Annotated in this window: 34 protein-coding genes; 12 read left to right on the top strand and 22 right to left on the bottom strand. The window is 64.7% G+C overall.

Annotated features, from left to right (window positions below; all coding sequences use genetic code 11):
- Positions 1-921 carry a DMT family transporter gene (locus NLM32_RS22925; RefSeq protein ID WP_254131142.1) on the bottom strand — a complete coding sequence of 307 codons (921 nt, stop codon included), beginning with the start codon at positions 919-921 and terminating at the stop codon, positions 1-3.
- A gap of 73 nt (positions 922-994) precedes the next feature.
- Complete coding sequence (locus tag NLM32_RS22920) at positions 995-1,414, bottom strand: nuclear transport factor 2 family protein (protein ID WP_254131141.1); 420 nt, start codon at positions 1,412-1,414, stop codon at positions 995-997.
- 113 nt (positions 1,415-1,527) lie between these two features.
- Here NLM32_RS22920 and NLM32_RS22915 point away from each other — a divergent pair, with 113 nt between their 5' ends.
- A complete protein-coding gene (locus NLM32_RS22915; protein WP_254131140.1) occupies positions 1,528-2,109 on the top strand; it encodes a bifunctional transcriptional activator/DNA repair enzyme AdaA in 582 nt (193 codons plus the stop codon).
- A gap of 4 nt (positions 2,110-2,113) precedes the next feature.
- On the opposite strand, the gene NLM32_RS22910 is transcribed toward NLM32_RS22915, so the two are convergent.
- The 4 genes from NLM32_RS22910 to NLM32_RS22895 form a co-directional block, all read right to left on the bottom strand.
- On the bottom strand, positions 2,114-2,260 hold the full coding sequence (locus NLM32_RS22910) for a hypothetical protein (protein WP_187437598.1): 147 nt from the start codon (positions 2,258-2,260) through the stop codon (positions 2,114-2,116).
- A 325-nt stretch (positions 2,261-2,585) separates the two neighbouring features.
- Positions 2,586-2,834 (bottom strand): hypothetical protein, encoded by a 249-nt coding sequence (locus tag NLM32_RS22905; protein WP_254131139.1) that lies wholly within the window; start codon positions 2,832-2,834, stop codon positions 2,586-2,588.
- Between the two features lie 207 nt (positions 2,835-3,041).
- A complete protein-coding gene (locus NLM32_RS22900; RefSeq protein WP_254135398.1) occupies positions 3,042-3,206 on the bottom strand; it encodes a Flp family type IVb pilin in 165 nt (54 codons plus the stop codon).
- Entirely contained in the window at positions 3,187-3,429 is a 243-nt protein-coding gene (locus NLM32_RS22895; protein ID WP_254135574.1) for a hypothetical protein, read from the bottom strand. The genes NLM32_RS22900 and NLM32_RS22895 overlap by 20 nt, the downstream gene beginning before the upstream one ends.
- An 89-nt stretch (positions 3,430-3,518) precedes the next feature.
- Here NLM32_RS22895 and NLM32_RS22890 point away from each other — a divergent pair, with 89 nt between their 5' ends.
- Positions 3,519-4,934, top strand: a complete 1,416-nt coding sequence (locus NLM32_RS22890; RefSeq protein WP_254131138.1) for a hypothetical protein — start codon at positions 3,519-3,521, stop codon at positions 4,932-4,934.
- A gap of 8 nt (positions 4,935-4,942) precedes the next feature.
- Here NLM32_RS22890 and pdxY read toward each other — a convergent pair whose 3' ends face one another.
- From pdxY to NLM32_RS22875, 3 genes are all read right to left on the bottom strand, one after another.
- Positions 4,943-5,755: a pyridoxal kinase gene (gene pdxY, locus NLM32_RS22885; RefSeq protein ID WP_254131137.1), complete on the bottom strand. Its 813-nt coding sequence runs from the start codon at positions 5,753-5,755 to the stop codon at positions 4,943-4,945.
- Between the two features lie 48 nt (positions 5,756-5,803).
- Positions 5,804-6,445, bottom strand: a complete 642-nt coding sequence (locus NLM32_RS22880) for an FMN-binding negative transcriptional regulator (protein ID WP_254131136.1) — start codon at positions 6,443-6,445, stop codon at positions 5,804-5,806.
- 90 nt (positions 6,446-6,535) lie between these two features.
- Positions 6,536-7,180, bottom strand: coding sequence for a TetR family transcriptional regulator (locus NLM32_RS22875; RefSeq protein WP_254131135.1), 645 nt, complete (start codon positions 7,178-7,180; stop codon positions 6,536-6,538).
- A gap of 98 nt (positions 7,181-7,278) precedes the next feature.
- On the opposite strand from NLM32_RS22875, the gene NLM32_RS22870 reads away from it, so the two are divergent.
- The 3 genes from NLM32_RS22870 (at position 7,279) to NLM32_RS22860 (ending at position 9,059) form a co-directional block, all read left to right on the top strand.
- The gene (locus tag NLM32_RS22870; RefSeq protein WP_254131134.1) at positions 7,279-7,944 is read left to right on the top strand and encodes an O-methyltransferase; all 666 of its coding nucleotides are present in this window, start codon (positions 7,279-7,281) and stop codon (positions 7,942-7,944) included.
- A gap of 201 nt (positions 7,945-8,145) precedes the next feature.
- Positions 8,146-8,490, top strand: coding sequence for a multidrug efflux SMR transporter (locus tag NLM32_RS22865; RefSeq protein WP_254131133.1), 345 nt, complete (start codon positions 8,146-8,148; stop codon positions 8,488-8,490).
- Positions 8,490-9,059 (top strand): TetR/AcrR family transcriptional regulator, encoded by a 570-nt coding sequence (locus tag NLM32_RS22860; RefSeq protein WP_254131132.1) that lies wholly within the window; start codon positions 8,490-8,492, stop codon positions 9,057-9,059. Before NLM32_RS22865 ends, NLM32_RS22860 begins: the two co-directional genes overlap by 1 nt.
- A gap of 9 nt (positions 9,060-9,068) precedes the next feature.
- On the opposite strand, the gene NLM32_RS22855 is transcribed toward NLM32_RS22860, so the two are convergent.
- The 5 genes from NLM32_RS22855 to NLM32_RS22835 form a co-directional block, all read right to left on the bottom strand.
- A complete protein-coding gene (locus tag NLM32_RS22855; RefSeq protein WP_254131131.1) occupies positions 9,069-9,386 on the bottom strand; it encodes a hypothetical protein in 318 nt (105 codons plus the stop codon).
- An 87-nt stretch (positions 9,387-9,473) separates the two neighbouring features.
- A complete protein-coding gene (locus NLM32_RS22850; protein WP_245305985.1) occupies positions 9,474-9,641 on the bottom strand; it encodes a hypothetical protein in 168 nt (55 codons plus the stop codon).
- Between the two features lie 335 nt (positions 9,642-9,976).
- Positions 9,977-10,255 carry a hypothetical protein gene (locus tag NLM32_RS22845; RefSeq protein WP_254131130.1) on the bottom strand — a complete coding sequence of 93 codons (279 nt, stop codon included), beginning with the start codon at positions 10,253-10,255 and terminating at the stop codon, positions 9,977-9,979.
- 169 nt (positions 10,256-10,424) lie between these two features.
- Positions 10,425-11,393, bottom strand: a complete 969-nt coding sequence (locus tag NLM32_RS22840) for an SH3 domain-containing protein (RefSeq protein WP_254131129.1) — start codon at positions 11,391-11,393, stop codon at positions 10,425-10,427.
- A 141-nt stretch (positions 11,394-11,534) separates the two neighbouring features.
- On the bottom strand, positions 11,535-13,457 hold the full coding sequence (locus NLM32_RS22835; protein WP_254131128.1) for an FAD-binding monooxygenase: 1,923 nt from the start codon (positions 13,455-13,457) through the stop codon (positions 11,535-11,537).
- 103 nt (positions 13,458-13,560) lie between these two features.
- Between NLM32_RS22835 and NLM32_RS22830 the strand changes: the two genes are divergently transcribed.
- Positions 13,561-14,019 carry a MarR family transcriptional regulator gene (locus NLM32_RS22830; RefSeq protein WP_254131127.1) on the top strand — a complete coding sequence of 153 codons (459 nt, stop codon included), beginning with the start codon at positions 13,561-13,563 and terminating at the stop codon, positions 14,017-14,019.
- Positions 14,020-14,205: 186 nt separating this feature from the next.
- A complete protein-coding gene (locus NLM32_RS22825; protein WP_254131126.1) occupies positions 14,206-14,646 on the top strand; it encodes a hypothetical protein in 441 nt (146 codons plus the stop codon).
- Here NLM32_RS22825 and NLM32_RS22820 read toward each other — a convergent pair.
- Positions 14,643-14,864, bottom strand: a complete 222-nt coding sequence (locus NLM32_RS22820; RefSeq protein WP_254131125.1) for a hypothetical protein — start codon at positions 14,862-14,864, stop codon at positions 14,643-14,645. The genes NLM32_RS22825 and NLM32_RS22820 overlap by 4 nt on opposite strands.
- A gap of 157 nt (positions 14,865-15,021) precedes the next feature.
- Positions 15,022-15,618: a L,D-transpeptidase gene (locus tag NLM32_RS22815; RefSeq protein ID WP_254135397.1), complete on the bottom strand. Its 597-nt coding sequence runs from the start codon at positions 15,616-15,618 to the stop codon at positions 15,022-15,024.
- 339 nt (positions 15,619-15,957) lie between these two features.
- Here NLM32_RS22815 and NLM32_RS22810 point away from each other — a divergent pair, with 339 nt between their 5' ends.
- Positions 15,958-16,965: a hypothetical protein gene (locus tag NLM32_RS22810; protein ID WP_254131124.1), complete on the top strand. Its 1,008-nt coding sequence runs from the start codon at positions 15,958-15,960 to the stop codon at positions 16,963-16,965.
- A gap of 369 nt (positions 16,966-17,334) precedes the next feature.
- A complete protein-coding gene (locus NLM32_RS22805; protein ID WP_254131123.1) occupies positions 17,335-17,565 on the top strand; it encodes a DUF6894 family protein in 231 nt (76 codons plus the stop codon).
- Here the strand turns inward: NLM32_RS22805 and NLM32_RS22800 are convergent, their stop codons facing one another.
- Positions 17,566-18,351 (bottom strand): SDR family NAD(P)-dependent oxidoreductase, encoded by a 786-nt coding sequence (locus NLM32_RS22800; RefSeq protein ID WP_254131122.1) that lies wholly within the window; start codon positions 18,349-18,351, stop codon positions 17,566-17,568. It lies immediately after the preceding gene.
- 129 nt (positions 18,352-18,480) lie between these two features.
- On the opposite strand from NLM32_RS22800, the gene NLM32_RS22795 reads away from it, so the two are divergent.
- The 3 genes from NLM32_RS22795 (at position 18,481) to NLM32_RS22785 (ending at position 21,471) form a co-directional block, all read left to right on the top strand.
- Complete coding sequence (locus tag NLM32_RS22795) at positions 18,481-18,873, top strand: hypothetical protein (RefSeq protein WP_254131121.1); 393 nt, start codon at positions 18,481-18,483, stop codon at positions 18,871-18,873.
- Positions 18,874-18,980: 107 nt separating this feature from the next.
- Positions 18,981-19,229, top strand: a complete 249-nt coding sequence (locus NLM32_RS22790) for a hypothetical protein (protein ID WP_254131120.1) — start codon at positions 18,981-18,983, stop codon at positions 19,227-19,229.
- A gap of 130 nt (positions 19,230-19,359) precedes the next feature.
- Positions 19,360-21,471 (top strand): PAS domain-containing protein, encoded by a 2,112-nt coding sequence (locus NLM32_RS22785; protein WP_254131119.1) that lies wholly within the window; start codon positions 19,360-19,362, stop codon positions 21,469-21,471.
- 19 nt (positions 21,472-21,490) lie between these two features.
- Here the strand turns inward: NLM32_RS22785 and NLM32_RS22780 are convergent, their stop codons facing one another.
- The 5 genes from NLM32_RS22780 to minC form a co-directional block, all read right to left on the bottom strand.
- Positions 21,491-21,676 (bottom strand): hypothetical protein, encoded by a 186-nt coding sequence (locus NLM32_RS22780; RefSeq protein ID WP_254131118.1) that lies wholly within the window; start codon positions 21,674-21,676, stop codon positions 21,491-21,493.
- A gap of 99 nt (positions 21,677-21,775) precedes the next feature.
- Positions 21,776-22,816: a linear amide C-N hydrolase gene (locus tag NLM32_RS22775; RefSeq protein WP_254135396.1), complete on the bottom strand. Its 1,041-nt coding sequence runs from the start codon at positions 22,814-22,816 to the stop codon at positions 21,776-21,778.
- Between the two features lie 204 nt (positions 22,817-23,020).
- Positions 23,021-23,302 (bottom strand): cell division topological specificity factor MinE, encoded by a 282-nt coding sequence (gene minE, locus NLM32_RS22770; RefSeq protein ID WP_254131117.1) that lies wholly within the window; start codon positions 23,300-23,302, stop codon positions 23,021-23,023.
- Complete coding sequence (gene minD, locus NLM32_RS22765) at positions 23,299-24,114, bottom strand: septum site-determining protein MinD (RefSeq protein WP_254131116.1); 816 nt, start codon at positions 24,112-24,114, stop codon at positions 23,299-23,301. Before minD ends, minE begins: the two co-directional genes overlap by 4 nt.
- Before the next feature lie 21 nt (positions 24,115-24,135).
- The gene (gene minC, locus NLM32_RS22760) at positions 24,136-24,834 is read right to left on the bottom strand and encodes a septum site-determining protein MinC (protein WP_254131115.1); all 699 of its coding nucleotides are present in this window, start codon (positions 24,832-24,834) and stop codon (positions 24,136-24,138) included.
- Between the last annotated feature and the right edge of the window lie 128 nt (positions 24,835-24,962).

Raw genomic sequence — 24,962 nt, 5'->3', positions numbered from 1 at the left:
TCAGCTCTGCCGCTGCGCCAGATAGAACCCGCACAGCACCGTGACGAGGCCGGCGGCCTGCAGCGCCGTCGGCGGCTCGCCGAGCAGCAACCATCCGGTGAGCAGCGTCAGCGCCGGCACACAGGCCGGAAACACCGCCGCCCGCGCGACACCGAGGCGCTGCACCGAGACCGCAAACAGATAGAGCGCGGCAGGACCGGCGAGCACGCCCTGCGCCAGCGCCTGGATCGCGTTCTCGGTGATGCCGATCGCGGCGACGTGGGCGAGACCGACGGTCGCGATGTAGATCGGCAGCAGCAGCAGCGACAGCACGTTGATGACGAGCGCGGCCGACACCGCCGAGACACGCCAGTGGCGCAGCAGCGCGCCGAAGCCTGCGAACATCAGGCCGGTCAGCACGAAGATCAGATCGCCCTGCACGCCGTCGATGCCGATATGGCCGATCGATTCCGCGCCGATCACACCGAGCCCGCCGACGATCACGATCGCACCGGCCAATCGCGAGGCGGAGATCCGCTCCTTCAGGAACAGCGCAGCCAGCAACAGGCCACCGAGCGTCGCGCAGGACGGCTGGATCACACTGCCATGGCCGAGCGGCACGAACAGGAACCCCGTGTAGGAGATCAGCGACATCACGGGGCCGCCGAGCACCATCAGCGCCAGCCCCCTCGCCCAGCCGATGCCGCAGAGATCGGAGACGCCGGCGCGCAGCACCAGCGGCAGGAAGGCGATGCCCGACCAGACGTAGCGATGCACCAGGAGATCGACCGGCGTGAAGCCGACCTTCAGCCCGTGCCGCGTGCCGGCAAAGCCGAGCGCCCAGAACAGCGCAGCCGACAGCCCGCAGACGACGCCGATTAGCGCTTGCGTCGCATCGTTCGTTTGAGTGAGAGCGTCAGCGCCGCTCGTTCGCTGATCCATGGGCCCAAGCCTTATGTCAGTGCGCAGATCGGCTCAACCCACGCGGCTGCAGGGCTGGCACGCGATGATCCAATCATCGTGCCTCCTCACCAAAGACCATGCGCCATCCCTTGCGCGTATCCATATATTCCCTGACCTCGCGGATGCGATCGCCGGCCAAAATGAACACGAAGCAGTAGTCGTTCTCGTAAGCCTTGCCGCCGGCGAGCGTCGCACGCATCCGTTCCTCCACGATGACGGTGTCACCGTCGGCATAGACGCCGCGAAAGGCGATATCGATCCCGGAGAACATCTTGTGCATCTCCTGCGCGATGAAGCGCGCGATCTGCTCGGCGCCGACCATGTGGTCGGTGTGGTCGAGCGCGATGGCCGTGGCGTTGCCCTTTGGCGCGATCCACTCGGCATCCTCCGTGAACAGCGTCGCGATGCGCTCGATGTCGCGCGACGAAAAGGTTTTCCAGGCGGCGATCACGATGTCCTTCGGGCTGGTCACGGCGCGCTCCCTCGCTTGCGTTGATGTGAGGATGCGCCTTGTAGGCCGCGAGAAGGTCCGCGGCTCGCCACAATCGGACTCGGTCATCCCGCGGCACTTTCGTCAGCGCCGGCATGCGCTATCATCCACCGATGCTGAGCTTCGAGACCTGCAACGCCGCGCGGCTGCGCCGCGATCCCCGCTATGACGGCCGGTTCTTCACGGCGGTGAAGACAACGGGGATCTATTGCCGGCCGGTCTGCCCCGCCAAGCACCCGCTGACACGCAACGTGACCTACTACCCGACCGCAGCGGCGGCGGAGGCTGCCGGCTTTCGGCCCTGCCTGCGTTGCCGTCCCGAGACCGCGCCGTTCTGTCCGGCCTGGAACGGCACGCGTTCGACGGTCGCGCGCGCCATGAAGCTCATCAATGAAGGTGCGCTCGACGCGGCCTCGGTGGTGACGCTTGCGACGCGGCTCGGCATCTCATCGCGTCATCTGGCGCGGCTGTTCGAGCGCCACGTCGGCGCGACGCCACAGCAGCTTGCCAAGACGCTTCGCGTCCAGCGCGCCAAGCGCCTGCTCGATGCCGGCGAGCACACCATGACGGACATCGCGTTCCAGTCCGGCTTCGGCAGCCTGCGGCGCTTCAACGCCGCCTTCGCCGAGCTCTATGGCCGTTCGCCATCGAGCTTGCGCGCAGTACGGAGAGTGTGATCGCTCAGAAGAAGCCGGGGCTGAGATCGAGGCCATAAGTCAGGCTCAGCACGAACACGAACAGCGCGGCGGCTGCGAACATTGCGACGTGCCGGACGATGAATTCGCGCGGCGAATTGGCGACAACAACGGCTTTCTGCGCAACAGGCATGACGGACTCCATTATGAAAAACGATTCTTGGCCGCCAATATGCGGCGTCCGCATCAAGCGCCGCGATCTGCAAAACAAGTATTAAGGAGATCACACTCGTTTTGAACGCCGGTAGACAAGTCGCGCGTTGCGAGGAATTTTTCTGCCGAAAGATTCTCAGTCAGCGCATCAACGCGCGGCCAGAGATGGAACGCGTCTAAAGTGAGCAATCACTTCATCGCGACGACAGGCATTACGGCCGCGAACAAAAAATGGCCGGGACTAGCCCGGCCATGACGTCGTGAAGGTTCTGTCACCAGCCTCTCGGCCGGGTGCAATGTCGGTCTTACCGGGCGGAGCCCACGGTCGCAGTCTTCAGCTTGCGCGGCGTCAGCACGGCGGCCTGAAGCGCCGTCACGCTGGTGGCGGGCGCCGTCACCTGCTGCTCGACATGGGCAGCGCCGAGCACGCGAACCTGCACGGGCGAGGCCGGAATGCCGTTGGCCTCATAGGCCGGCAGCTCGGCGGCGAAGGTGGCAGTCGTGCCCGCAAGAGCGAGGACAGCGGCTGCGATCGACAAAGTCTTCTTGTTCATGGTGATGCTCCAAAGAGAAGTTCGGAGCACATGTAAGGCTGATTTGCTGCATTGCGACATGCATTGCTGCAACGCAATATCGCGCGTCGCGCATGGCGATATGTTTAACGCGCCGGACGCCTTGGGCGAATCGCCTCGCTGCGAGGGCCTATACGGAAGTAATGCTGGATTGCTTCGCTTAGCCCGCAAAAGGGAGGCGACAACGCCCTATTTCAAGGCAGTCGCCAATGCTTGCAATTTTGCGACGAGATTGGTGCCGAGCGCATAAATGACTTCAATGATCGCGAGCGCAATGCCCGCTGCAATCAGGCCGTATTCGATCGCTGTGGCACCGGATTCATCGGCCACGAATTCAGCCAACAAGCATTTCAATTTCACAAGCATATCCTTCCCAGATCTGCCGGACGTTGCCGGCACGCGAGCAATGCAGCATCACAATCCAAGATTGAGTAAATCCGGATAATTCAATTTGATCGGCATTCGGAGCCGATTTTGCGTGCTTCTCCCACTGCAAAGCTGCTGGAACCGCACGGGAACCAAAGTTGCAATCGGGCAACACTCGCGCGAAAAGCCCTTTCCAGGGGTTTTGCGCCATTGCACCGCCACATCGCCCCCCGAACAATTGACGCGCCGCGTGCTTGGCTGTGCAATCTGGTTCGCTCACGAACCTTGGAGGCAGGGATCATGAATGATCGGCGGTCTCTTCTTGTGGCGGTCTCGTGCCCCTCGGCCGTGATGGTCGGCTGGCTGGCGCTGTCCCTCTCCGCCTATGCCCCTGCTTTGATCGAGAACAGCGGCGCCAACGCAGCCGCCGTCTCCCGCGCCAAAGATCTCACCCGTCTCGAACTTGCCGACATCCCGCGCGCGGCGACGATCGACGATGGCATCGCCCTGACCGCCGACATCGCCGCCGCCGCGGCTGCTACACCCAGCGTGGCACTGGTCGAAGCACCACCGCCCGAGACACCCGCCCCCGCCGTCCAGCTCGCCTCGGCCGATCCGACCGACATCGTGCCTGCGGCTTCGCCCGCGCCTCAAGTCGCACCTGAGCCCGCGGCCGCCGCCAGCGAGGCTGCCGCTGTCATCAGCGAAGCCGCTCCCGTCGCCAGCGAAGCCAGGGTTGAAGTTGATACAAAGGCTGAAGTTGAGGCCAAGGCTGAAGAGGCCAAGGCTGCGGACAAGGCTGAAGTTGAGCCCGCGCCCGCGCCCACCATCAAGCTTGCATCCGCCGATCCCGGTGACGTTGTGCCGCAGGAAACGCTGTCGCCCGCGGCGATCGCGAGCGGGCCCGTGACCGAAAGCAAGTCGTCGCCGCCCGCCGATACGGTGGCCGTGCTCGATGAATGCTTCGCCATGGATGCCTGCATCGACCGCTATCTCTGGGCGCTTTATCAGCGCACGCCAAAGGAAGACTCGATCAAGGTCGAGGACCGCCGCGCCGTCACCATCAAACGCAGGGGCAAGATGGTCACGGTGATGCGCAGTTTCACGAAGCTCGTCGACGAGGATTTTGCCTGGAAGGATCCAAAGGCGGCCGACCGCGCCAAGATGGCACTGATGGATTACGTCATCGGCGGTATGGACAAGAGCTTCAAGCAGAAGCTGTTTCGCATGCTGCTCGCGGCCGAAGCCGCCGGCCTCTCGCCGGGGATCACCAGCGCGTTCCGTGACGATTATCGCCAGGAGATTGCAAGCGGCCTGAAGGCAGCCTCCAACCGCTCCTATCACGGCGGCAGTCTTCGCGGCGGCTACGGCCACGGCATGGCGGCCGACATCGTCTCGACCGCCGGCAACAACCGCGCGCAGCGCTGGGTCTCGACCGAAGTGTTGTGGAAGTGGGTGGATGCCAACGGCAAGGCGCTCGGCATCGGCCGGCCCTATCTCGGTCGCGATCCGCCGCATGTCGGCCCGATCGACGGTCAGGAATATATCTCGAAGCGCGGCGGTTCGACCGACCGCAAGGAAGCCGCCAACACCAGATCGAAGAAAGCGCGCGCGGTAGCCAGCGCGAGGCCGCCGAAGGCCCAGGCCGCGCGGGAGCAGAAGAGCTCGTCAAGGTCGCAGAAATCGGCACAGTCCGCCGCGAAGCGAACGACCTGAGCCGTCGCTCAGTTCCCTGAGGCCGGCAACGGCACGACACGCATCTCGGCCGATCCTGCCTGCTCGGTGCGAACGAGCACAGCGAAGATGGTCTCGACCGCAAGCCGCACTGCCGCCTCGATTGCCGTCCCCTTGGCCAGGTGCGCCGCGATCAGGCCGGTGAGGAGATCGCCGGTGCCATAGGGGCGGATCGGCAGGCGCGGCGTCGCAAAGCGCGACAATTGTCCGTCAGCACACAGGATTGTCTCGACCTGCCCCTTGGGCGTGTCGGCGAGCGTGCAGCCGGTGGCAACGACGTCGATCCGGCGTTGTCCCGCCAGGGCGGCCGCTGCCGCACGCAGGCTATCCGTGTCTGCAATCTTGACGCCAGAGAGCAGCTCGAGCTCGAACTGGTTCGGCGTGATCAAATGTGCGGCCGGCAACAAGCGATGCCGCACCACGTCCAAAATGCCATCGGCGACATAGACACGGCCGTCGTCGCCGATCACGGGATCGCAGAGATAGACGAGCTTCGAATTGCGCGACAGCGCTCGCTCGACGAAATCGGCGATGACGACAGCGTTGTCGGGCGAGCCGAGATAGCCGGTGACGAGCACGGCCGCCTCATCGACGAGGTCCCGCTCCTCGACACCTAGCAGCAGATCGGCGACCAGCTCGGCGTCGAGCACCCGCCCTCGCACGGTCGGATAGCGCGGATGGTTCGACAGCAGCGTCGTCGGCACCGCAGCGACGTTGACGCCCTCCGCCTGCATCGCGTGGACCGCCGCGCTGTTGCCGACATGGCCGTGGACCACCTGGCTTTGAATCGAGATGACGAGCATGCAGAGGTCCGTAGGGTCAAAAGTGCGATGTGGCAAGCGTCGCCCGGATCACGAAAATTCGTACCCGAGCCCCGGCCGTAGCGCTTGCATCTTCCGCGCCAGCCTCCGGTGCCCGGTCTCCTCCGACCGCCCCAATTGATCGGCGACCGCGACATGGTCCGCGTCGCTTTTATGCTGGTTGAGCTTGGCCTGCCCTTCGATTTGATCGACCACGAGATCGACGACGCGGATCGCAGCCAGCATGCTCTCACGCTTGCCCGGATCCATCTGCTGGAGGTCCCAGGGCTGTTTCGGCAGCCGCGCCTCGGCAACCGCCAGCAGCGCATCGCCATGACCACGGATTTCATCGTGTCCGCGCAGATGCATCACACCCGACAGATGCACCGCCTCGTAAAGCCAGGTCGAGACATTGTCGGGCGAGGCGTACCAATCGTTGGAGATGTAGGCATCGTCGCCGGCAACGATCAGCAGGAAGCGCCTGACGCCGTCGGCCAGCTCGACCAGCGGGTTTTTTGCCGTGAAATGGATCTGCACGATCGCGCGCCCATCGCGCTCGACCAGCACGAACGGCACATGCGAGGCGCGCGGGCCGTTCGCATCCGCCGCCACGATCACGCCGAAGCCGCGCCTTGACGCAAATTCCAGTGCGCGCTGCTCCTCGATGCGGAACTGGGGCCGAAGGACATGCATGGCGCGGCACTCGGGCTGGACGACGGGCGATGGAAAGCTAACCCATGATCCCACGAAATCCGAAACGATATTGGGCCGCAAACGCAGATGTCAGGAATGACTTTCGCGGCCCGCAAGCTGATCGAGGTAGGCGCAGAACATGTCGGCAAGACCGTCGGCGTGGCGCGCGATCTCGGCCTCGCTGCGCGGCGTTTCCGAGAACCGCTTGCCGACTTCCGCCAGCGTCGTCTTGATCAGCTCCCCGGCTAGCTCGCGCGTCGCCTCCGAGGCCTGTGGCAGCGCCTCGCGCATGAAGGCTGCGACGATGCCCTCGCCGGCCGCGCGCGCCGCCTCGGCCTCGGGCGCATCGCGATAGAGCGGCGCGGCATCGCTCAGCGCGCCGCGGATCGCCGCCTCCTCGCATTCGGAACGTATGAAGGCGTGCACCAGCGCGCGCAGACGCACGAAGGGCGGCTTCGTCTGGTCCGCCAAAATGCCGCGCAGGAGTTCGCTCGTGCTTCGCCACTCGTCGCTCTGCAGGCGGAACAGGATCGCCGCCTTGTTCGGAAAATATTGGTAAAGCGATCCGACGCTCACCCCGGCCCGATCAGCCACCCGCGCGGTGGTGAAACGCTGCGCCCCTTCCTTCGCCAGAACCTGAACGGCGGCATCGAGGATGGCCGCGACCAGCTCGTTGGAGCGGGTCTGCTGCGGCTGTTTTCGTGAGGAAACTGAACGACTTCGACGATCGGCCACGGTCCACCCGGGGGAATGCGAATAGGAAATGTGACGAATTAGTCGTATTTCAATCCGCACGCAAGCCCACGCCTTGCCGCGAACTCTGGAGACACCGAATGACCACCTCGACCATCACCTCGCTCGCGCCGCTGCTGGATCGCCTGTTCGACCAGGACGAAGCCGCACGCGGCGCGACACGAGCCGCCTTCGCCGACGTGACCGACGCCGACCGCGCGCGGATGATGCAGAGCAAGACCGATTACCGCGACCTCTACGCACGCCTGAGGGACGCGCCGCTCGCCGTCTCGCGCGAGACGGGCAGCCTGCTCTACATGCTGGCGCGCAGCTCGCGCGCGAAGATGATCGTCGAGTTCGGCACCTCGTTCGGCATCTCGACCCTGCATCTGGCCGCAGGGTTGCGCGACAATGGCGGGGGAAGGCTCATTACCAGCGAATTCGAGCCGTCCAAGGCGGCGCGGGCGCGGGAAAACCTGAAAGACGGCGGGCTGATCGATCTCGTCGAAATCCGCGAAGGCGATGCACTGAAGACGCTCGGCAAGGATTTGCCCGATCAGATTGATCTCGTGCTGCTCGATGGCGCCAAGGCGCTCTATCCGGAGATCCTCGATCTGGTCGAAGACCGTCTGAAGCCCGGCGCGATCATCGTCGCCGACAACGCCGATTTCAGCCCGGACTATCTCGCCCGCGTCCGCCATCCGGGCAACGGCTACATGTCCACGCCCTTCGCCGGGGACGTCGAACTCACCGTGCGGATCAACTAGCACCGCATCGAACGGCTCACGACGGCTTGAAGCCGCTGCGCGATTTGCCGCGCGGCGGCTTCCCGTCGTAGCCCCGGGCTCATCGCTCCCTGTCGCAGGCTCGTCACTCACACGTGATATCCGCTCCCGACAAAAGCCAGATTACGCGTGCTAAACATACCTACCGCGCGGTATCTTTCGCGCGCCAGGCCCGAGATCGTCATGACGTCCGCTTTCACCTCCTATGCCGCGCTTGCCCTCGCCATCGTGTTCGAGGTGACGGCGTCCGCCTTCCTGCAGCAGTCCGCGCAGTTCACGCGGCCCTGGCCGACGCTGGCGATGGTGCTGTTCTACGTGGCCTCGTTCTACGCGCTGTCGGTCGCGATCCGTGTCATCCCCCTGAGCATCGCCTACGCGATCTGGGGCGGGATCGGCATCATCCTGACTGCCACCGTCTCCTTCGTGCTGTTCCGCCAGATGCTGGACGCCGCAGCCTTCGTCGGCATCGGACTGATCGTCTCGGGGGTCGTGGTGATCAACCTGTTCTCGCAGACGACAGCGCATTGATGCCGGCGAGCGCCTATACCCGCGCCAAGCAGCCCGAGCAGGTGCGGCGCGCCCTGCTGGACCACGCCGCAGCGATCGCCATGGACCACGGCGTCTCCGGCGTCACGGTGCAGGCGGTGGCAGCGGCGGCCGGCGTCACCAAAGGCGGGCTGTTCCATCACTTCGGAAGCAAGCAGGCGCTGATCGAGGGCCTGTTCGCCGATCTGCTCGCCCGCGTCGATACCGAGATCGACGCCGCCATCGAGGCGGATCCAAAGCCGCGCGGCAGTTTTACGCGCGCCTATGTCAATGCGGTGTTCACCGGCAAGGCGTTCGGCTTCGCCACGCCCTGGGCGGCATTGAGCATGGTGGTCGTCACCGACCCCTCACTGCGCAAGCTCTGGAACGACTGGATGAAGGCGCGCCTCAAACGCCACCGCGCCACCGATGCGACGCCTGAGCTGCAGATCGTGCGCCTGGCCGCAGACGGCGCCTGGCTGTCCTTTGTCACGACGGGACAGACCCGCATGAACGCCGATCTGCGCGCCGTGCACGACCGCCTGATCGCGCAGACCTATCGGCGCGTCTAGTCCAGCCGACTACTGGCTCTGCGCCGGCTTCGGCGGATGCGGCTTGGATCGGGGTGACTTTGCCCCAGGCTTCGCCGGAGCAACGGGAGGCGGCGTGTCGACCGACACCAGATAGGCTGCGAGCGCCTTGGCCGAGTCGGGACCGGCCGAATAATGGTCCTGCAGGAACCAGGACAGCGTCAGGGTGTAGCGCCCTTTCGCGAGCCCCCGCGGACTGCGGTGGCAGGCCGTGCAACCGTCGGCGAACAGCTTTTCAGCCGATTTGCCGGCGTCGAGATTTTGCGCGAAGGCAAACGGCGCCGTCAGCGCGATCGCAGCTGCGGCCACGGTCCCAAGAATCACCAGAGGCGCAATGACTTCGCGCCCCGGTCGAATGTGCGATCTCAATGTCGTCCCCCAGCCCGCGCCTTGCGATCACGCCGCCAGCAACTGATCGAACTCCGGCGGCGCGTAGGCCTTGCCGTCCTGATCGGTGATGACGACCCGCCACCCTTCGCTCGCCCAAACCTTCGCCTTCGCCACGATGAGCAACCGGCTTTCACGGGCAAAACTGTACTTCTCATTGTCGCGTTCTGCGACCATTTTATAGGCCAATGCTTGTCCCCTTGCGGTTGCCCTGCACCCGTTCCGTCGTGGCAGCGGGCTTTGGCGGCAATTCGCCGGGAGCGTGGCAATTTGGTGCCGTCCGCGGCAGCATTGTGCGCCGGCACCGGTTCCAACAGCGCGACGAAGGTCCATACGCCGCATCATCAATGAGATTCTGCTTGCCGGGGGCTTGTTCGCGGCCATGCCGCGCAACCGCGCAGACCTGGATCCGCGACGGCCGAGTGCTGTACAACCCCTATGCGGTGCAGAGCCGCCAGCCGGCGCCGGCCCATCGCCGCCGCGACGGAACCGATAATGCCGAGCCGATCCGCTCAGTGAACGCGGATCACGTGTGGACGGCCGAGATCGATCAGACCCTGCACAGCCGATAGACGGTCGTCCAGGGCAGCTATGGTGAGCAACAGATTGTTGCGGCGCTCGTCGAGCAGCCCCATCTCGGCGCCGGAGAGCTTTGTGCTCGTCCGCTCCTTGTGGATGCCATCGAGAGATTTGCGCAAGCCCGCAATCAAGCTGGCCAATTGCCTCGCCTCCTTGGTCATCGACCGCTTCGCGACATTTTGGCGGCGCGAGTCCGCCTGGCTCTGTCTCATCTACATCCTCCCGTGCCCCGCTGCCCCGAGTGGATGCTTACACCTTTGAGTACACATATTACGATCGATGAAATCTGCCCGCGAAGAACTTTCTTAAATTGTACGCGCACGGAACCCGAACAACCCAAGCAAAAAGCCCGGCGCGAAGGCCGGGCTTTTCTTTCCAATGTCACTGGTGCTTCTGCGGACCACCGCCGGGCCCGCCGCCATGCGGCGCGGCGTTGACGTGCGGCGCACCGCCGCCGCCACCGGGATGCGGCATCGCAGGCGCAGGTGCAGCCGCACGCGGTGCCGGCATCTGCGCGTGGGCGTTCATCGGCGCGCCATGGCTGATATTCGGCTGAGCGACGTGCGGCATCGCGGGCCGGGGCGCCGGCGCGGCCGACACACGCGGCGCTTCATGTGCACGCGCCATCGGCTGCGCGCGTATCGCAGCGCGGCTTGCCGCCTGTTCGTGCATCATCCGCGCCTGCGCGTCACGGGGATTGCGGCCCTGCACCGCCGTCCGCTCGTTGACGAAACGCTGGCTCCGTTCGGCGCGATTCCGATCGACGCCGATTGCAGCGTCGCGCTTGGCGATCGTCGCATCATGCCGCGCCGTCGCGGCATCACGGCCGGAGACCGCAACATTGCCCTTGCCATGCGCGTCGCGGCCGAGCGCAACCGCAGCGTCACGCGTCGCGGCGCGTCCGATCCGAGCGGCGTGCGGATCGATCGTCATCCGCGTCGCAAAGCGCTCATGCGACGTCCAGTAGTTATTCCAGTAGGCGTGGCGGCGATACCAGGGGCGGCCCTCGTAATAGCTCGACCAGTACGAGCTCAGCACGAACGGGACGACGGGCACGTCAACCTCGTCGGCATAGTCGGGCAGATAGACGTAGTGATTGCGGTAGAGATATTCGAGATATTGCGACGACACCCAGCCGCGGTCGTCGGAGAAGCTCACATCGCACCAGGCATTGCCGCGCAGGCAACCGTGGATGTTGACGCGGGCGCCCTCGGGGACGCGATCGACAAGCGGAAAGCCCGCACCCGGGCCGGCGCGCAGACCGGTCGAGACGGTGACGATTCCCGGCGCGGCCAATGCGGCCGTCGGCGCGAGCAGCAATGCAGCAACTAAAGCGGTTCTCAGTCTCATGGCGAAGTCCTCCTCTGAGAGGCGGAACGCGCGAGCGGAATGAAGCGTTCCGTGCGCCGACGCCGTATCAGCCAAAAGATTGAGAGGCGCGCTGCGCCCGCGGTTCAATATTCATCCGCCATTCATCGGCGCAGCAACGTGTCAGTTCACCTGCAACATGAAGCCATCGAAATACGCCGCGAGCGCCGCAAAATCATCGAGCGGCAGCACCTGTGCAACGTATTGATCGGGCCGCACCACGACCATGCAGCCGGACGTCCGATCGATGCCGCGCATATCGAACACGTCTTGTCCGCTCTTGAGGTCCGGACAAAACATCTTTTCGTAGTCGAGCAAGCCGTAGCGCCCTTTCCGCGGCAGCAGCAGCGTCGGCATCGCCTCGATGGCGAGCGCGCGATGATCCTGCTGAAACACCGCGCGCAGATCGATCACGGCATCGATGTCGGCACCGGCCGGCGTGTACCGCCTGAGCGGCGATTCCCTGGCCTCCGCGAGGAAACTGCACAGCGCGCGAATGGCGGAGCCGGGCGCGGCCGGATCTTCGGCACCGGAGAACGCATAGATCCGGAAACGACCATCCGCCTGCGCCGCGTGGCCGAGATGCACGGGCTTGGCGTCTCCAAGCCGTATGACCGGCGCCGAATGGAAGCGTTTGCCGATGACGAGGCCCCGCGCGAGATGCTGATGCGAGGCTGCGCCGGTGAGGAGTGACGGCGTGTAGTGCGTCGCCGTGCCCGCGGTGTAGCGGCCGTGCCTGACGAAATAGTCCTGCGTCTTCGCCGCATCGCCACCGCCGGCTTTCGCCGCGGAGGCGAGAATCCCGGACCATTCACGATCGAAATCGATCAGCTCCTTCGCGACCGCCTGCCGCTCGGCCGAATAGGAATGAAGCAGGCTCGGCGTACTCTGCTTCCGCAGCACGGCGGCGAGCTTCCAGCCGAGGTTGAACGCGTCCTGCATCGAGACGTTCATGCCCTGCCCGGCTTTCGGGCTGTGGGTGTGACAGGCATCGCCGGCGATGAAGATGCGCGGCAGCCGCGTGTCGATCTCGGTTTCCGGCACGTCGTCGAACTTGTCGGTCAGGCGCTGGCCGATCTCGTAGACCGACCACCAGGCGATCTCCTTCACCTCGAGCGTATGCGGCTTCAGGATCCGCTGCGCTTTGGCAATCACGTCTTCGGCCGTGATGTTGCGGTTGGCAACGCGCTCGCCGATGTCGAGCTTTGCCAGCTCGACATAGAGGCGGACCATGTAGCCGCCCTCGCGCGGAATGATGAGAAGGCTGCCGTCCTTGGCCGACTGGATCAGCACTTTGAAACGGATGTCGGGAAAATCGGTCACCGCCAGCACGTCCATCACGCCCCAGGCATGGTTGGCGGAATCGCCATGCAGTTCGCGGCCGATCGACTTGCGCACCGTGCTGCGCGCGCCGTCGCAACCGACGACGTAGCGCGCCTTGATCATCTCGACCTTGCCTTCGTTCGCGGCATCGACGCGTTCGAGGCGCACCGTCACGGCATGGTCGGACGGCCCAGCGGCTGGATCGACCTGGAGGTCGAGCAGACGCCTTCCGTAATGGGGCTCGAGCTTGGCCGGCGACTTTCGCATCACGTCGAGGAAACCGTCATGGATGCGTGCCTGGTTGAGGATCACGTGCGGGAATTCCGACAGCCCGTCCTCGACGTCCTGCACCCGGCCGCTGCGGACGATCTTCTCCGGCGCCTGCCCGTCCGGCTTCCAGAACGTCGTCTCGTTGACCCAATAGGCCTCCTTCAGCACGCGCTCGCTGAAACCGTAGGCGTGGAACATCTCCAGGGTGCGGCAGGCGATGCCGTCGGCCTGGCCGACCGCGAGCCGGCCCGGCTTCTGCTCGACGATGCAGGTCTTGATATCAGGGAATTGTGCGAGCTGGGCCGCGAGCGTCAGGCCCGCCGGGCCACAGCCGACGATCAGGACATCGACTTCATCAGGCACGGCGCCGACAGCGCCCGAGGCCTGGATGCGCTCGGCGGGATCGGCGATCTCGGGGTCGCCCGGCTGGAATCCATTGAGATGGAATTGCATGAGCACCTCTCCCGTTGACGTCTTGTTGGATATTGCTCAGTATGCTGACTATCAGTATACTTGTCAATAATCATCCACCGTCCCTGCCCGCACGGAGAATTCGGTGAAAGACAACAACGACATGCCCGGCCATCTGGCGCGCCGGTTCCAGCAGATCGCGGTCGCCGTGTTTCTGGCCGAGGTCGGCGAAGCCGGTTTCGACCTCACCCCGGTGCAATACGCGGCTCTTGCGACCATCAAGGCCAATCCGGGGCTCGACCAGGTCACGCTCGCGGGACTGATCGCCTATGACCGCACCACCATCACCGGCGTGGTCGATCGCCTCGTGCAGAAAGGCCTGACTGAGCGGCGCGCCAGCAGCCGCGACCGCCGCGCCCGCGAGCTCGAGATCACCGACGAGGGCCGCCGCACGCTGCGCAAGATCACGCCCGCGGTCGAATCTGCGCAAGCGATCATGCTGCGCGGCCTCAACGCCAAGGAAGGCGAGGATTTGATGCGGCTGCTACGCAAGGCCATCGCCGCCGGCAACGAGCTCAGCCGTGCGCCGCTGCGTGATGCGTAAAGCGTTTTCGAGCGAAGTGGGTACCGGTTCGCGCCAAGAAAACGCGACAGACAAAAAGCCAATACCCCCGTAGTTTTGTACGTATTTGTCGCAGACTCGCGAAACCTGGAGCTAACCTTCGGCTGTTACGGTCGGCGTCAATTCTGCGCTTAACGCGCGATTAACTTTGCCGGTTTGGAGCTTCGGATGTTCAGGGTCGTCATTGCCGCCACGGTCATCGCGCTGTCCGCCGGGCATGCGTTCGCGAATGGGCATGGCGGTGGCGGCGGCGAAGCCCCGGCCGCGCCGAAAGTCGAGGCGGTGCCCGCACCTGCGCGCTACGTGCTGACCAAGCAGGGCCCGAAGCTCGTCGACCTCAAGGGCATGACGCTCTACTTCTATGAGCGCGACACCAGCGGCAAGACATCGAGCTGTAACGGCAAATGCGCAGAGGCCTGGATTCCGCTGGCTGCTCCCGCGAATGCCCAGGCGACCGGCGACTTCACACCGATCACCCGCAATGACGGCAGCAAGATGTGGGCGTTCCGCTACCGTCCGCTCTACACGTCGGTGGCCGACAAGGCGCCGGGCGAAGCCAATGGCACCGCCACGACGTTGCAATGGCGCGTCGCCCGGCCCGAGGATTAAGGCGCGAACGGCGCACGCCCATCAGTGCCTGAAGTGCCCACAAGCTTCGCATGGGCCGCGGAATCGGCCGAGGCGTAGTTCACCTCCGGATTCCAGTGCAGCACCGAGTACGCGACCAGTCCGGCGAAGATCGATCCGTAGAAGCCAACGGCAACCAAGCGCCAGTTGCGGACAATGCGACGGTCGCCCTCATTCAATTGATCAAGAAATTTTTGCATGATGCCTCCAATGGCAACGAGCCATTGAGACATAGCGCAACCGGCGCCTGGCGCCTGTGAAGCAGTTCACCTTTGCAACCGCCCGGTCGTCGCTCGACGCAGTCACGACCTTCAAGCTTCGGTGATGCGGCTGACGTGACAGGTCAGATCAGCTGTCTCACCCGCGCCAGTTCGGCCCTGCATTCATCTGCGCACTTTGTCCAGGCGGTAGCACCACGACGGTTGCGTTGAGCTTCACCCGATCGAACAGATCGATCACGTCCTCATTGCGCATCCGGATGCAGCCCGACGAGATCGCCTGCCCGATATATTCCGGCTGATTGGTGCCGTGGATGCGGTAGAGCGTGTCCTTGTTGCCGGTATAGAGATAGATGCCCCGCGCACCCAGCGGATTGGCGGGACCACCGGCCACGCGCGACGGATACGGCCCGAGTCGCGCCTGGATCTCTGCCGTCGGCACCCAGTCTGGCCATTCCGCCAGACGACCGACACGCGCGACGCCCGAGAAGGCCATCGCCTCTTCGCCGACCGCGACGCCGTAGCGGATCGCCTTGCCGTCGGGCAGTACGTAATAGAGATAGCGCGCATCGGTATCGACCAGGATCGTGCCCGGCTGCTCCTTGCGCGGATAATCGACGATGTGGCGGAGATATTGCTCAGGCACGTTCGCCTGGGCGTACGGCGTGTGCGCCAGCAACTGACGGTCGCGCGGCGTCATGCTCGCATCCGTCGATGGCGAGAGCGTCGTCTGCATGCAGCCACCGAGCGGCAGCAGGGCGAGAACGAATAAAGCGAATAGAGATTTTGGCACCGCCGGCCCCCGATAGCGGATAGCAGCGCCCCCAGCGCAGTAAGAATGCTGCCCAAATCGTGCTGAAAACAAGGCAATGCGGAACACGTGCCCGTGTTCGGCACGGCTGGTTCCATCACCACAAACGACAGAAGACCGTCGCGATGTCTCCATCGCCTTGCCTTGCTTTGGTCAAACCCGGCTGGACTCGTGCGACATCAGGCCAACCCCAGGATTTGGTTGAGCTCACGCAACAGATCGGCTCGCGCGAATGCGGACGACCAAGGGGTCAAAGGAGCTGCGATGCTCGCAACGTTGAACAGCCGGCAGATCGTCGACGAGATCGTGAAGGACACGGTCAGCAACAACGATCCGCACGATGCCGTCCAGATTTCACCTGACGTGGTGCGGGCTTCGCGCGTGACCGGCGAAGCGCCCACGCTGGCACCCGAGTTCACCGCCCGTCCGGAGCCAAAATTCGCGCCGGAGCCCAAAATTCATCCGGAGCCGAAATTCATTCCGGTCCTGGAGCCGCAAGCGGCAACGCCCGCGGTCGACACCGCCGTGCGCGTCACGGCCAGCGATAGTCGCGGCCGGCCGAAGCGATCGACCGCCGGCAGGTGGTTGCGCGGCGCGTTCCTCACATCCCTGTTGGCTGGCGGCAGCGCCGCCGCCACCATCGGCTGGGAGAAGCACGGCGACACTGCGAAGCAGATGCTTGCCGAATGGACACCGGTCTTGCAGTCGCTGCTGCCTTCGACGTCGAAGACAGCGCCGGTCGCAGCCGCGCAGGCCGCGCCGCCCGCCGTACAGGATCAGGCCACCGCCACCGACCAACCTGCGGCGACGCCCGCAGCACCGGTTGTCACCGCCGCCGCCGCGCCTGCCCCGACACAAGCCGATGCCTCGCAAACAGTGGAGTCCATGACGCGCGACATCGCCGCGATGGCGCAGCAGATCGAGCAGCTCAAGGCCAACATCGCCGAGTTGAAGACAAGTCAGGAGCAGATGGTCCGCGAGATGGCGAAGTCATCAGCGCCAAAGCCGGTCGCCGAGACAAAACCGCCGATCGATCCGCGTGCGCGCGTGTCTGCGCTGCAGCCGCGCCTTTCGGCGCCGATGCCGCCGGTTCGCAAGCCGAAGCCGATCGTGTCGCACAGCTACACGCCGGCTTATTCGCCGCCGCCGATCGCGCCCCCGCCGTCACAGGCTGCCGCGGTCCCGCCGCCGGTGGCAGCACCGATCGCGACGACGCAAGCCGTTGCCGATGATGACGGACCTGTCGTGCGTCCGCCGATGCCGGTGCACTAGCGCCGCATCAAACGACCAACGCAGGCTGGCTGACTCGATGCGATGATGTGAGTCCGTGCAACTACGGTGATGCGCCAACGCGCACAAAGAGAAAAGGCCGTCGGGATCTATGCCGCCGGCCTTCTCTTGCAGCTGCCGGTTCCCGGAGCCCGGTTCTGCTGCAATTCCATGTCTTATGATCACGCCGACATATTTAATAAAATCTTAAAGCACTGGAGCCTTGCACATCATTTCTGCGCCATAAGCGCAGAGATTACGCGATCCGTTTATCGGATAAATATCGACTCAGTGGTACGATCTCTCATGTTTCGAAGCCGTCCGTTTGAAGGCTTCTTTTGGAAATTTGGATCGTCACACCGGGGAATTCGGATGCCGTACTATTCCTTCGATCTCGTGGTTGGTGAAGAGTTCAAGAACCAGGGTGGAATCATCCTCGAAGACATCGAGGTTGCCTCCGATCGCGCCGTTCAGCTCGCCACCGAGCTGTCGCAGGTGAAGCCGGAGCTGCAGCGGAAAGGTTGCTCGGTGCGCGTCACCGATCGCGATCACAACGAGGTCTATCGCACGCCGCTCGATCCCGTGCCGGCCTGGCGTCGCTAGCTAGTCGTCCAGCACCGGCGCTTCGAACCAGTTCGTCAGCGACAAGCCGCCGTCGACGACGAAGGCCGCGCCTGTGACGTAGCCTGACAATTTGTTCGAGAGCACGGTCAGCGCCATCGGCACGAGGTCGTCGGCCTCGCCGAGACGCCCGAGCGGAATGCGTCGCGCCAGCGAGGCATCCGCAACGAACCCTCCGGCCGCGATCGCACCCGGCACCAGCGCATTGACGCGGATGCGGTGACGACCGAAGGTCTTCGCGAGCTCCTTCACCAGCATCGCCATCCCCGCCTTTGCCGTCGAGTAGTGCGGCAGGTTGCGCGGCGTGCCCGCGTGCAGCGAGGTGAGAAACAGGAACGAGCCGGGCCGCTTCGCCGCGATCAGCCGTTTTGCGATTTCGCGGGCCAGATGAAAGCCGGCATCGAGATTGACGGCGTGCATCTCCTGCCAGGTTCGGCGATCGACCGCGAGCGCATGATCGGCCTCGCGCCGCGGCGGCGAGGCGCTGTGCACGAAATGCGTGACCTCGCCAAGCGCCGCATCGGCGGCCGCAAGCAATTCGTCGCACGCCTCGAGCCGGGCGAGATCGCCGACCCAGGGCCGCGCCAGATCAGGCGACCCGCTCGCGTCAATGGCGGCCTTGACCCGCTCCGCGCTGACATCGGCAAAGAGCGTCCGCACGCCCTCGCCGACCAGGCCCTGCGCGATCGCGCGGCCGATACCGTTGCCCGCACCGGTGACGAGCGCCCTGTCGCGTGCGGGATCGAACGGTGTGCTGAACAGGCTCATGTCGCTCTCCGGGGGCAAGGTCGGGCCCAATCTAGCGTGCCCCACAAACGGGCGACAATCAGCCGCGCCAACCATTGCGAAGCGGCCCGCCGGACGCTAGCCTCCCCAAAAAACGAGGAGGACCCAAGGATGCGCTACCCGTTCCTGATGGCAGGCCTGTTGCTGCTCGCCGCGCCCGCCCAGGCAGCTGACGACCATACGCGCTCGAACTATGTGACGATGGTCTTGCAGGCCTTCGCCGCCAAGGTCGAATGCCCGAACACGGACGTCGCCTATCAGGATCTGGTGCAGAAGGCGCAGCAGATGCAGCTTCCCGACGGCACCACCGAGCAGGTGCGCAAGGCCATTGCCTGGATGCACACCGGCGGCAAGATGGGCGAGAAGCAGTCCGACGACATCATGGCGGAGGTCGCGGTCGCAACCCAGACGACGGACCTCGACCAGCGCCGGCTCGGCATGACCAGCTGGTGCGAAAAGCAGAAGACCAACCTTGCCGGACTGATCCGAAACAAGGGCGGTTAACCGGCTTTCCCCGCATCGTTAAGCACGCCGCGACGGAACCCTCGTCGCGGCCCATAATCGTCACATTCCTGGCCAGCATGCGAGGCGTCTTCAAACTGGAGAACCCCATGCGGATCACTCATCTCGTCTTCGCCGGGCTGCTCGCGGCGAGCGCCGTGTTGACAGCGCCCGCGCTGGCGAAGAATTCCGATTCCCGGAAGGGCGAGGACAAGGCGACCTCGTCATCCTGCAGCGCCTATCAGCAGGCGGCTGACGGATCCTGGGAGCAGCTCCCCTGCAAGGAGACCGGCGAGCGGGCGCAGCCGCAGACCCAGCACAAGCCGGCAACGCAAGGTGCCGAGCAAGGCGAACGTTAGACCAACCCGACAGAGCGGGAACCGGGCGGCCTCGACCGGGTTGTCGGCTTGCCGCGGTGCATAGGCCAGCTAAGGTGCCGTGGGCAGGGCTGAGGATCAGCTGCTGGAAACGCCAACCCCGCGAGCTCTTGTGGATTCGATCGAGTTTGAGGACCTGCAACGCCGCCTGAAGGCGCTTGAGGAGGAAAACGCACGCCTCAAGGCCCAGGGGATCGCCGTTGTCGGCGAGCGAAAAAGGGCGGAGTCCGCACTCGCCGAAAGCGAGGAGCGCTACCGGACGCTGTTCAACTCGATCGACGAAGGCTTCTGCATCATCGAGTTCTTCGACGGACCGCACGGCCCGCTCAGCGATTACATCCATGTCGAGGCCAATCCCGCCTACACCCAGCATGCGGGCATTCCGAACGTGGTCGGCCAGAAGGTCCGCGAGATGGTCCCGACCGAAGCTGGCGGCTGGGTCGAGCTCTATGGCGACGTCCTGCGTACCGGTGTACCGATTCGCTTCGAACGCGAGCTGATGGCCACAGGGCGCCACCTCGAGCTCGCCGCCTTCCGGGTCGAGCCGGCCAGCCGCAAGCAGGTTGCGGTGCTGTTCCAGGACATCACGCCGCGCAAGCGCGCCGAGCGGGATCTGCAGCAGCTCAACGAGACGTTGGAGGCGCGCGTGGTCGCGGCGTTGGCCGAACGCAAGCTGCTTGCCGATATCGTCGAGGGCACCAACGCCTTCGTGCAGGTGGTTGACCCAAGCTTCCGCTGGCTTGCGATCAACGGTGCATCGGCCCGGGAATTCTTCCGCATCTACGGGGTGATGCCGCAGGTCGGTGACAATATGCTCGAGCTGCTTGAGGATCGGCCCGAGCATCGGGACGCCATCCGCTCCGTCTGGGCGAAGGCGCTCTCCGGGCAGGAATTTGTCGAGATCGGCGAATTCGGCGACCCCAGCCGAATCCGGCGCTCCTACGAGATGCGCTTCAATTGCCTGCGCGACGGCGATGGCCGGATCGCCGGCGCCTATCAGTTCGTCTACGACGTCACCGAACGGCTGAGAGAGCAGGAGCGCCTGCGCCAGGCCGAAGAGGCGTTGCGGCAATCGCAAAAGATGGAAGCGGTCGGCCAGCTCACCGGCGGCATCGCGCACGATTTCAACAATCTGCTCACCGGCATCACCGGCTCGCTGGAGCTGTTGCAGACACGGCTCGGCCAGGGCCGCGTCAAGGAGATCGACCGCTATGTGACCGCGGCGCAAGGCGCGGCCCGGCGCGCAGCCGCCCTCACCCACCGTTTGCTGGCCTTCTCGCGACGGCAGACGCTCGATCCGAGGCCCACCGACCTCAATAGACTCGTGATGGGCATGGAGGAATTGATCCGCCGCACCGTCGGCCCCGAAATCGCGCTGGAGGTCGTCACCGCAGGCGGATTGTGGGCCACGCTGATCGATGCCTCGCAGCTCGAAAATGCGCTGCTCAACCTCTGCATCAATGCGCGCGACGCGATGCCGGAGGGCGGCCGCATCACCATCGAGACCGCCAATCGCTGGCTCGACGAACATGGCGCGGGCGAACGCGATCTCGAACCCGGGCAATACGTCTCGCTCTGTGTCACCGACACCGGCACCGGCATGGCCGCAGATGTGATCGATCGCGCCTTCGATCCCTTCTTCACCACCAAGCCGATCGGCCAGGGCACGGGCCTCGGCCTCTCGATGGTCTATGGCTTCGTGCGGCAGTCCGGCGGACAGGTGCGCATCTATTCCGAGGTCGGACAAGGCACCACGATGTGCCTCTATCTGCCGCGCCATTACGGCCACGAGGCAGACAAGCCGTCAGCACTCGCCACCAAGAGCCCCGTACGCCCGCAGGCAAGCCACACCATCCTGATCGTCGACGACGAGCCCTCGATCCGCATGCTGCTGACGGACGCGCTGGAAGAGATCGGCTTTGACGTCATCGAAGCGCATGACGGCCCAACCGGACTGAAGATCCTGCAATCGGATGCGACCATCGACCTGCTCATCACCGATGTCGGCCTGCCCGGCGGCATGAACGGTCGCCAGCTCGCGGATGCCGCGCGCGCGACCAAGCCGACGTTGAAGGTGCTGTTCATCACCGGTTACGCGGAGAACGCGATCATCGGCAACGGCCAGCTCGCGCCCGGCATGCAGGTGCTGACCAAGCCGTTCGTCGTCGAGGCGCTGGCGGGCCGCGTGCTCGATATGATCAAGGACGGAACCGGACCAAGCTGACGAATCCGGTTCCGGCGAATCAGCTAACGGCCGGACCGCGCATGATCTTCATGGCGTCGGCGATGTGGCGCCATTCCTTGGCTTCGTCGGCCTCGCCACGGCCCTCGCAAGCCTGCGCCTGTTCGGCGGCCTTCGCAATCGCAGCGAAACCGTGTCTTTCCAGCATTTGCCGCGCGACAGTATGGAGCTGGATCTCGGACATCATGGGCGCACTCCCGTTTGAAGGAAACCGCGGCGCCCGGCTCGGCGCTCCGCGGGTTTCTGATAACGGATTTGCCGTAGCTCCCGTTCCGCACGCTACCGATCACATCGGCAGGCCCAGGAACTTGAACGGCTCGGCCTCGCGGAAGCTGGCGGTCGCATCACCCGCAAATGTGTGATCCTGGTCCGGGCCGAGATCGAGCTTCTTCACCTTTCCGGTCTGCGGCGAGAAATCGACCTTCTTGAGATCGACCCAGAACGTGTTCGGCGTCAGCACCGACTCGAAGAAATAGAGTTTTCGCTGGTGGTCGGCGACGGTGCGCCAGCGCGTCGACGAGATGTTCGGTTCATCCGGCGTGTTGATGCCGAAAGGCACGGACGTGTTGCGGATCACGCTGAAGACGCTGGCGAGCGCGCGGTCGGGATTTTCGTCCTTCGGGATCGCGTTGACGTAGAACGAGGCGCGCGCGAACCGGTCGGAAGCGCGGTTGGTGCCGGGCAAGAACACCGTGCCGCCGATCTGCTTCCAATAGGCGTTGAGCGCGAGTTGCTCGTCGAAGGTCGGCGAATTCGTCATCACCTGGTATTGCCGGCCGTGATGGATGACTTGCTTGCCGGCGATATATTCGACGATGGCGCTGTCGCCGGTCGCATCCGAGATCGACAGGTGCAGCGTCGCGAGCCGCTTCTCGCCCGGCACGTTGTCGGTGACGATCGTGAACGGCTCCTTCGCGAGCACGTCGACCGCCTCTTGCACGGTAGCGAAATTGTCGAGCACATATTGCGCCCATGCCGCAATGGTCAGGCCCGGCTTGCTCTGGTCGAACCTGGGGTATTCCGACTCCACCAGCCACAGCACGTTGGCCATCAAGCCGGCCTCGTTGAGCCCATCGGTGGTCGAGATGTCGTAGCCCGAGGCGATCACGCTGCCGTATTTCGAGGTCCATTTGAGCGAGTTGGGCCCCACTTCGCCGGTTCGGGCCATGTCGCGCGGAAAGATCCAGAGATTGGTGGCAACATCGCTCTTCCAGTCCATGGAGCGCGCCGTGATCACCTGATTGCCTGCGCCGTGATAGACGAAACGCGTGCAGGCCAGCGAGACCGATGGCGCGGCTGCGATCGCTGCGGCGAGCGCCACGGCCATGATGCGTTGATGGATCGGCTGTCCCGACGGCATGGCGCATTCCCTTCCTGAACCAGCAGGACGCGCAACGCCCTGCAATGACAATCCAGCGTCGAGACGGAATCGGGCGAAACCGTGGTTCCCGGCATGCACGCAAGACAAAGGCGGCCCGCCGTGCCCGGCGGACCGCCTTCTCACCCACCCCAAAGTCTGCGGTCGCGTCCCCTACGCGACAGCCACCTTCTTGCGCTCGATATCGTTGGGCACCTCGATGTCGACCTCGAGGGTCGAGACCTCGTCGCCACGCTCGAGCCGGACGATGACCTTGGTCGGATCCAGCGTCACGTGCTTGGACACGACGGCGAGAATTTCCTCACGCAGCACGCCGAGCAGATCGGGCTGGCCACGCAGTCCGCGTTCATGGGCAAGCAGGATCTGCAACCGTTCGCGAGCGACGGGTGCGGACGCCTTGTTGCCGCGGAGAAGCCGGAGCAGACCCATGCTCATGCAGCCCTCCGTCGCAGCAGACGATCCATGAAGCCCTTGCGCTCGGTCGGCACATGCATGGCGACAGTGTCGCCGCACAGCCGCCGCGCCGCGTCGATATAGGCCCGCGCGGGCGCGCCGTGGGCGTTCGACAGCGTCACCGGCGTGCCGACGTTGGAGGCCTTCAGCACGTCCTGGCTCTCGGGGATGATGCCGAGCAGAGGCGTTGCGAGGATCTCCAGGATGTCGTCGATGGTGAGCATCTCGCCGCGCGCCGCGCGCGAAGGATCGTAGCGGGTGATGAGGATATGCTTCTCGACGCGCTCGCCCTTCTCGGCCCGCACGGTCTTGGAATCGAGCATGCCGATGATGCGATCGGAATCGCGCACTGAGGAGACTTCCGGATTGGTGACGATCACGGCCTCGTCGGCGAAGCGCATCGCCATGGAGGCGCCGCGCTCGATGCCGGCAGGGCTGTCGCAGATCACCCAGTCGAAACGGCTGCGCAGGTCGGCAATGACCTTGCCCACGCCCTCTTCCGTCAGCGCGTCCTTGTCGCGGGTTTGCGAGGCCGGCAGCAGCCAGAGGTTCTCCAGCCGCTTGTCCTTGATCAGCGCCTGCGGCAGCTTGGCCACGCCCTGCACGACGTTGATGAGATCGAACACCACGCGGCGTTCGGCGCCCATCACGAGGTCGAGGTTGCGCAGGCCGACGTCGAAATCGACGACGACGACCTTGTCGCCGCGTTGCGCGAGCGCAGCTCCCAATGCGGCGGTCGTGGTGGTCTTGCCGACCCCGCCCTTGCCTGATGTCACGACCAGTACCTTACTCATCTGAAATGTCTCCTTTGCTGGTCAGTTCAGTGCTGTAATTCGCATGGTATTCCCCTGCAGCCAGGCCTGCGCCGGCTTGCCGCGCAAGTCGGCGTCGATATCGTCGGCGGTCTGGTAAAACCCATCGATTGCAAGCAGTTCAGCCTCGATCTTCTGGCAGTAGATGCGCGCGCTGGTGTGACCGTTCACGCCCGCCATGGCGCGGCCGCGGAGCGCGCCGTAGATGTGGATGGAACCGCCGGCGACGACTTCGGCTCCCGAGCCGACCGAGCCCAGAATAGTGACGTCGCCCTCGGGAAAGATCACGGTCTGGCCGGAGCGCACCGGGGCCTCGAGCAGCAGCGAGGTCGGCTTGGTCTCGACCTTGGCCTCAGGCTTCTTGGGCGCGCTGGGCTCGATCACGCAGCTTCGCCCGCCCGAGAGCAGCGGCGGCATGGACGGCGTCAGCCGCGCCTCCTCCACACCCTCGATACCGAGCACGCGGATGTTGCGGTCCTGCAGGCTGGTGAGGAGATGACCGATGCCGGCCTGGCTGAGATCGACCGAGGACAGATCGACCACGACGGGCCGACCGGCGAAGAAGCCCGGCGAGCGCGCGATGGTGGTGTCGATCTCCTGGAGCCAGTCCTGGATCGGAACCGTCGGCACGAACACGAAGGCCACGTAGGAGCGCCCGCGCAGGCGCACCATTTGGCGTTGGATTTTTGCTTCAGCCTCCATGGCGGCCGACTCGTTCCCAGTTATTGAATGGTTAACGATGCCGCCGATATGGTTAATGGCCGGTTAATTTCTCCTTGCGACGGGTACGTGGGCGGATTTGGCTGCCGGTGGGCCTCGCCCCTTCCCCG

This window comes from Bradyrhizobium sp. CCGUVB14 (genome assembly GCF_024199935.1).
In the GTDB taxonomy this organism is placed as follows: Bacteria; Pseudomonadota; Alphaproteobacteria; order Rhizobiales; family Xanthobacteraceae; genus Bradyrhizobium.
This window is presented reverse-complemented; position numbering and strand designations above follow the sequence as displayed.

Coding starts and splice junctions, on each gene's coding strand:
- NLM32_RS22890 (WP_254131138.1), top strand. CDS start 3,519: ATGAATGATCGGCGGTCTCTTCTTGTGGCGGTCTCGTGCCCCTCGGCC.
- NLM32_RS22880 (WP_254131136.1), bottom strand. CDS start 6,445: ATGCATGTCCTTCGGCCCCAGTTCCGCATCGAGGAGCAGCGCGCACTG.
- NLM32_RS22810 (WP_254131124.1), top strand. CDS start 15,958: ATGCTCGCAACGTTGAACAGCCGGCAGATCGTCGACGAGATCGTGAAG.
- NLM32_RS22905 (WP_254131139.1), bottom strand. CDS start 2,834: ATGAACAAGAAGACTTTGTCGATCGCAGCCGCTGTCCTCGCTCTTGCG.
- NLM32_RS22820 (WP_254131125.1), bottom strand. CDS start 14,864: ATGCAAAAATTTCTTGATCAATTGAATGAGGGCGACCGTCGCATTGTC.
- NLM32_RS22840 (WP_254131129.1), bottom strand. CDS start 11,393: ATGAGACTGAGAACCGCTTTAGTTGCTGCATTGCTGCTCGCGCCGACG.
- NLM32_RS22865 (WP_254131133.1), top strand. CDS start 8,146: ATGACGTCCGCTTTCACCTCCTATGCCGCGCTTGCCCTCGCCATCGTG.
- NLM32_RS22860 (WP_254131132.1), top strand. CDS start 8,490: ATGCCGGCGAGCGCCTATACCCGCGCCAAGCAGCCCGAGCAGGTGCGG.
- NLM32_RS22910 (WP_187437598.1), bottom strand. CDS start 2,260: ATGCCTGTTGCGCAGAAAGCCGTTGTTGTCGCCAATTCGCCGCGCGAA.
- NLM32_RS22815 (WP_254135397.1), bottom strand. CDS start 15,618: ATGCAGACGACGCTCTCGCCATCGACGGATGCGAGCATGACGCCGCGC.
- NLM32_RS22805 (WP_254131123.1), top strand. CDS start 17,335: ATGCCGTACTATTCCTTCGATCTCGTGGTTGGTGAAGAGTTCAAGAAC.
- NLM32_RS22915 (WP_254131140.1), top strand. CDS start 1,528: ATGCGCTATCATCCACCGATGCTGAGCTTCGAGACCTGCAACGCCGCG.
- minC (WP_254131115.1), bottom strand. CDS start 24,834: ATGGAGGCTGAAGCAAAAATCCAACGCCAAATGGTGCGCCTGCGCGGG.
- NLM32_RS22800 (WP_254131122.1), bottom strand. CDS start 18,351: ATGAGCCTGTTCAGCACACCGTTCGATCCCGCACGCGACAGGGCGCTC.
- NLM32_RS22895 (WP_254135574.1), bottom strand. CDS start 3,429: ATGGCGCAAAACCCCTGGAAAGGGCTTTTCGCGCGAGTGTTGCCCGAT.
- minE (WP_254131117.1), bottom strand. CDS start 23,302: ATGAGCATGGGTCTGCTCCGGCTTCTCCGCGGCAACAAGGCGTCCGCA.
- NLM32_RS22790 (WP_254131120.1), top strand. CDS start 18,981: ATGCGGATCACTCATCTCGTCTTCGCCGGGCTGCTCGCGGCGAGCGCC.
- NLM32_RS22775 (WP_254135396.1), bottom strand. CDS start 22,816: ATGGCCGTGGCGCTCGCCGCAGCGATCGCAGCCGCGCCATCGGTCTCG.
- NLM32_RS22835 (WP_254131128.1), bottom strand. CDS start 13,457: ATGCAATTCCATCTCAATGGATTCCAGCCGGGCGACCCCGAGATCGCC.
- NLM32_RS22780 (WP_254131118.1), bottom strand. CDS start 21,676: ATGATGTCCGAGATCCAGCTCCATACTGTCGCGCGGCAAATGCTGGAA.
- NLM32_RS22870 (WP_254131134.1), top strand. CDS start 7,279: ATGACCACCTCGACCATCACCTCGCTCGCGCCGCTGCTGGATCGCCTG.
- NLM32_RS22825 (WP_254131126.1), top strand. CDS start 14,206: ATGTTCAGGGTCGTCATTGCCGCCACGGTCATCGCGCTGTCCGCCGGG.
- NLM32_RS22795 (WP_254131121.1), top strand. CDS start 18,481: ATGCGCTACCCGTTCCTGATGGCAGGCCTGTTGCTGCTCGCCGCGCCC.
- NLM32_RS22925 (WP_254131142.1), bottom strand. CDS start 921: ATGGATCAGCGAACGAGCGGCGCTGACGCTCTCACTCAAACGAACGAT.
- NLM32_RS22845 (WP_254131130.1), bottom strand. CDS start 10,255: ATGAGACAGAGCCAGGCGGACTCGCGCCGCCAAAATGTCGCGAAGCGG.
- pdxY (WP_254131137.1), bottom strand. CDS start 5,755: ATGCTCGTCATCTCGATTCAAAGCCAGGTGGTCCACGGCCATGTCGGC.
- minD (WP_254131116.1), bottom strand. CDS start 24,114: ATGAGTAAGGTACTGGTCGTGACATCAGGCAAGGGCGGGGTCGGCAAG.
- NLM32_RS22850 (WP_245305985.1), bottom strand. CDS start 9,641: ATGGTCGCAGAACGCGACAATGAGAAGTACAGTTTTGCCCGTGAAAGC.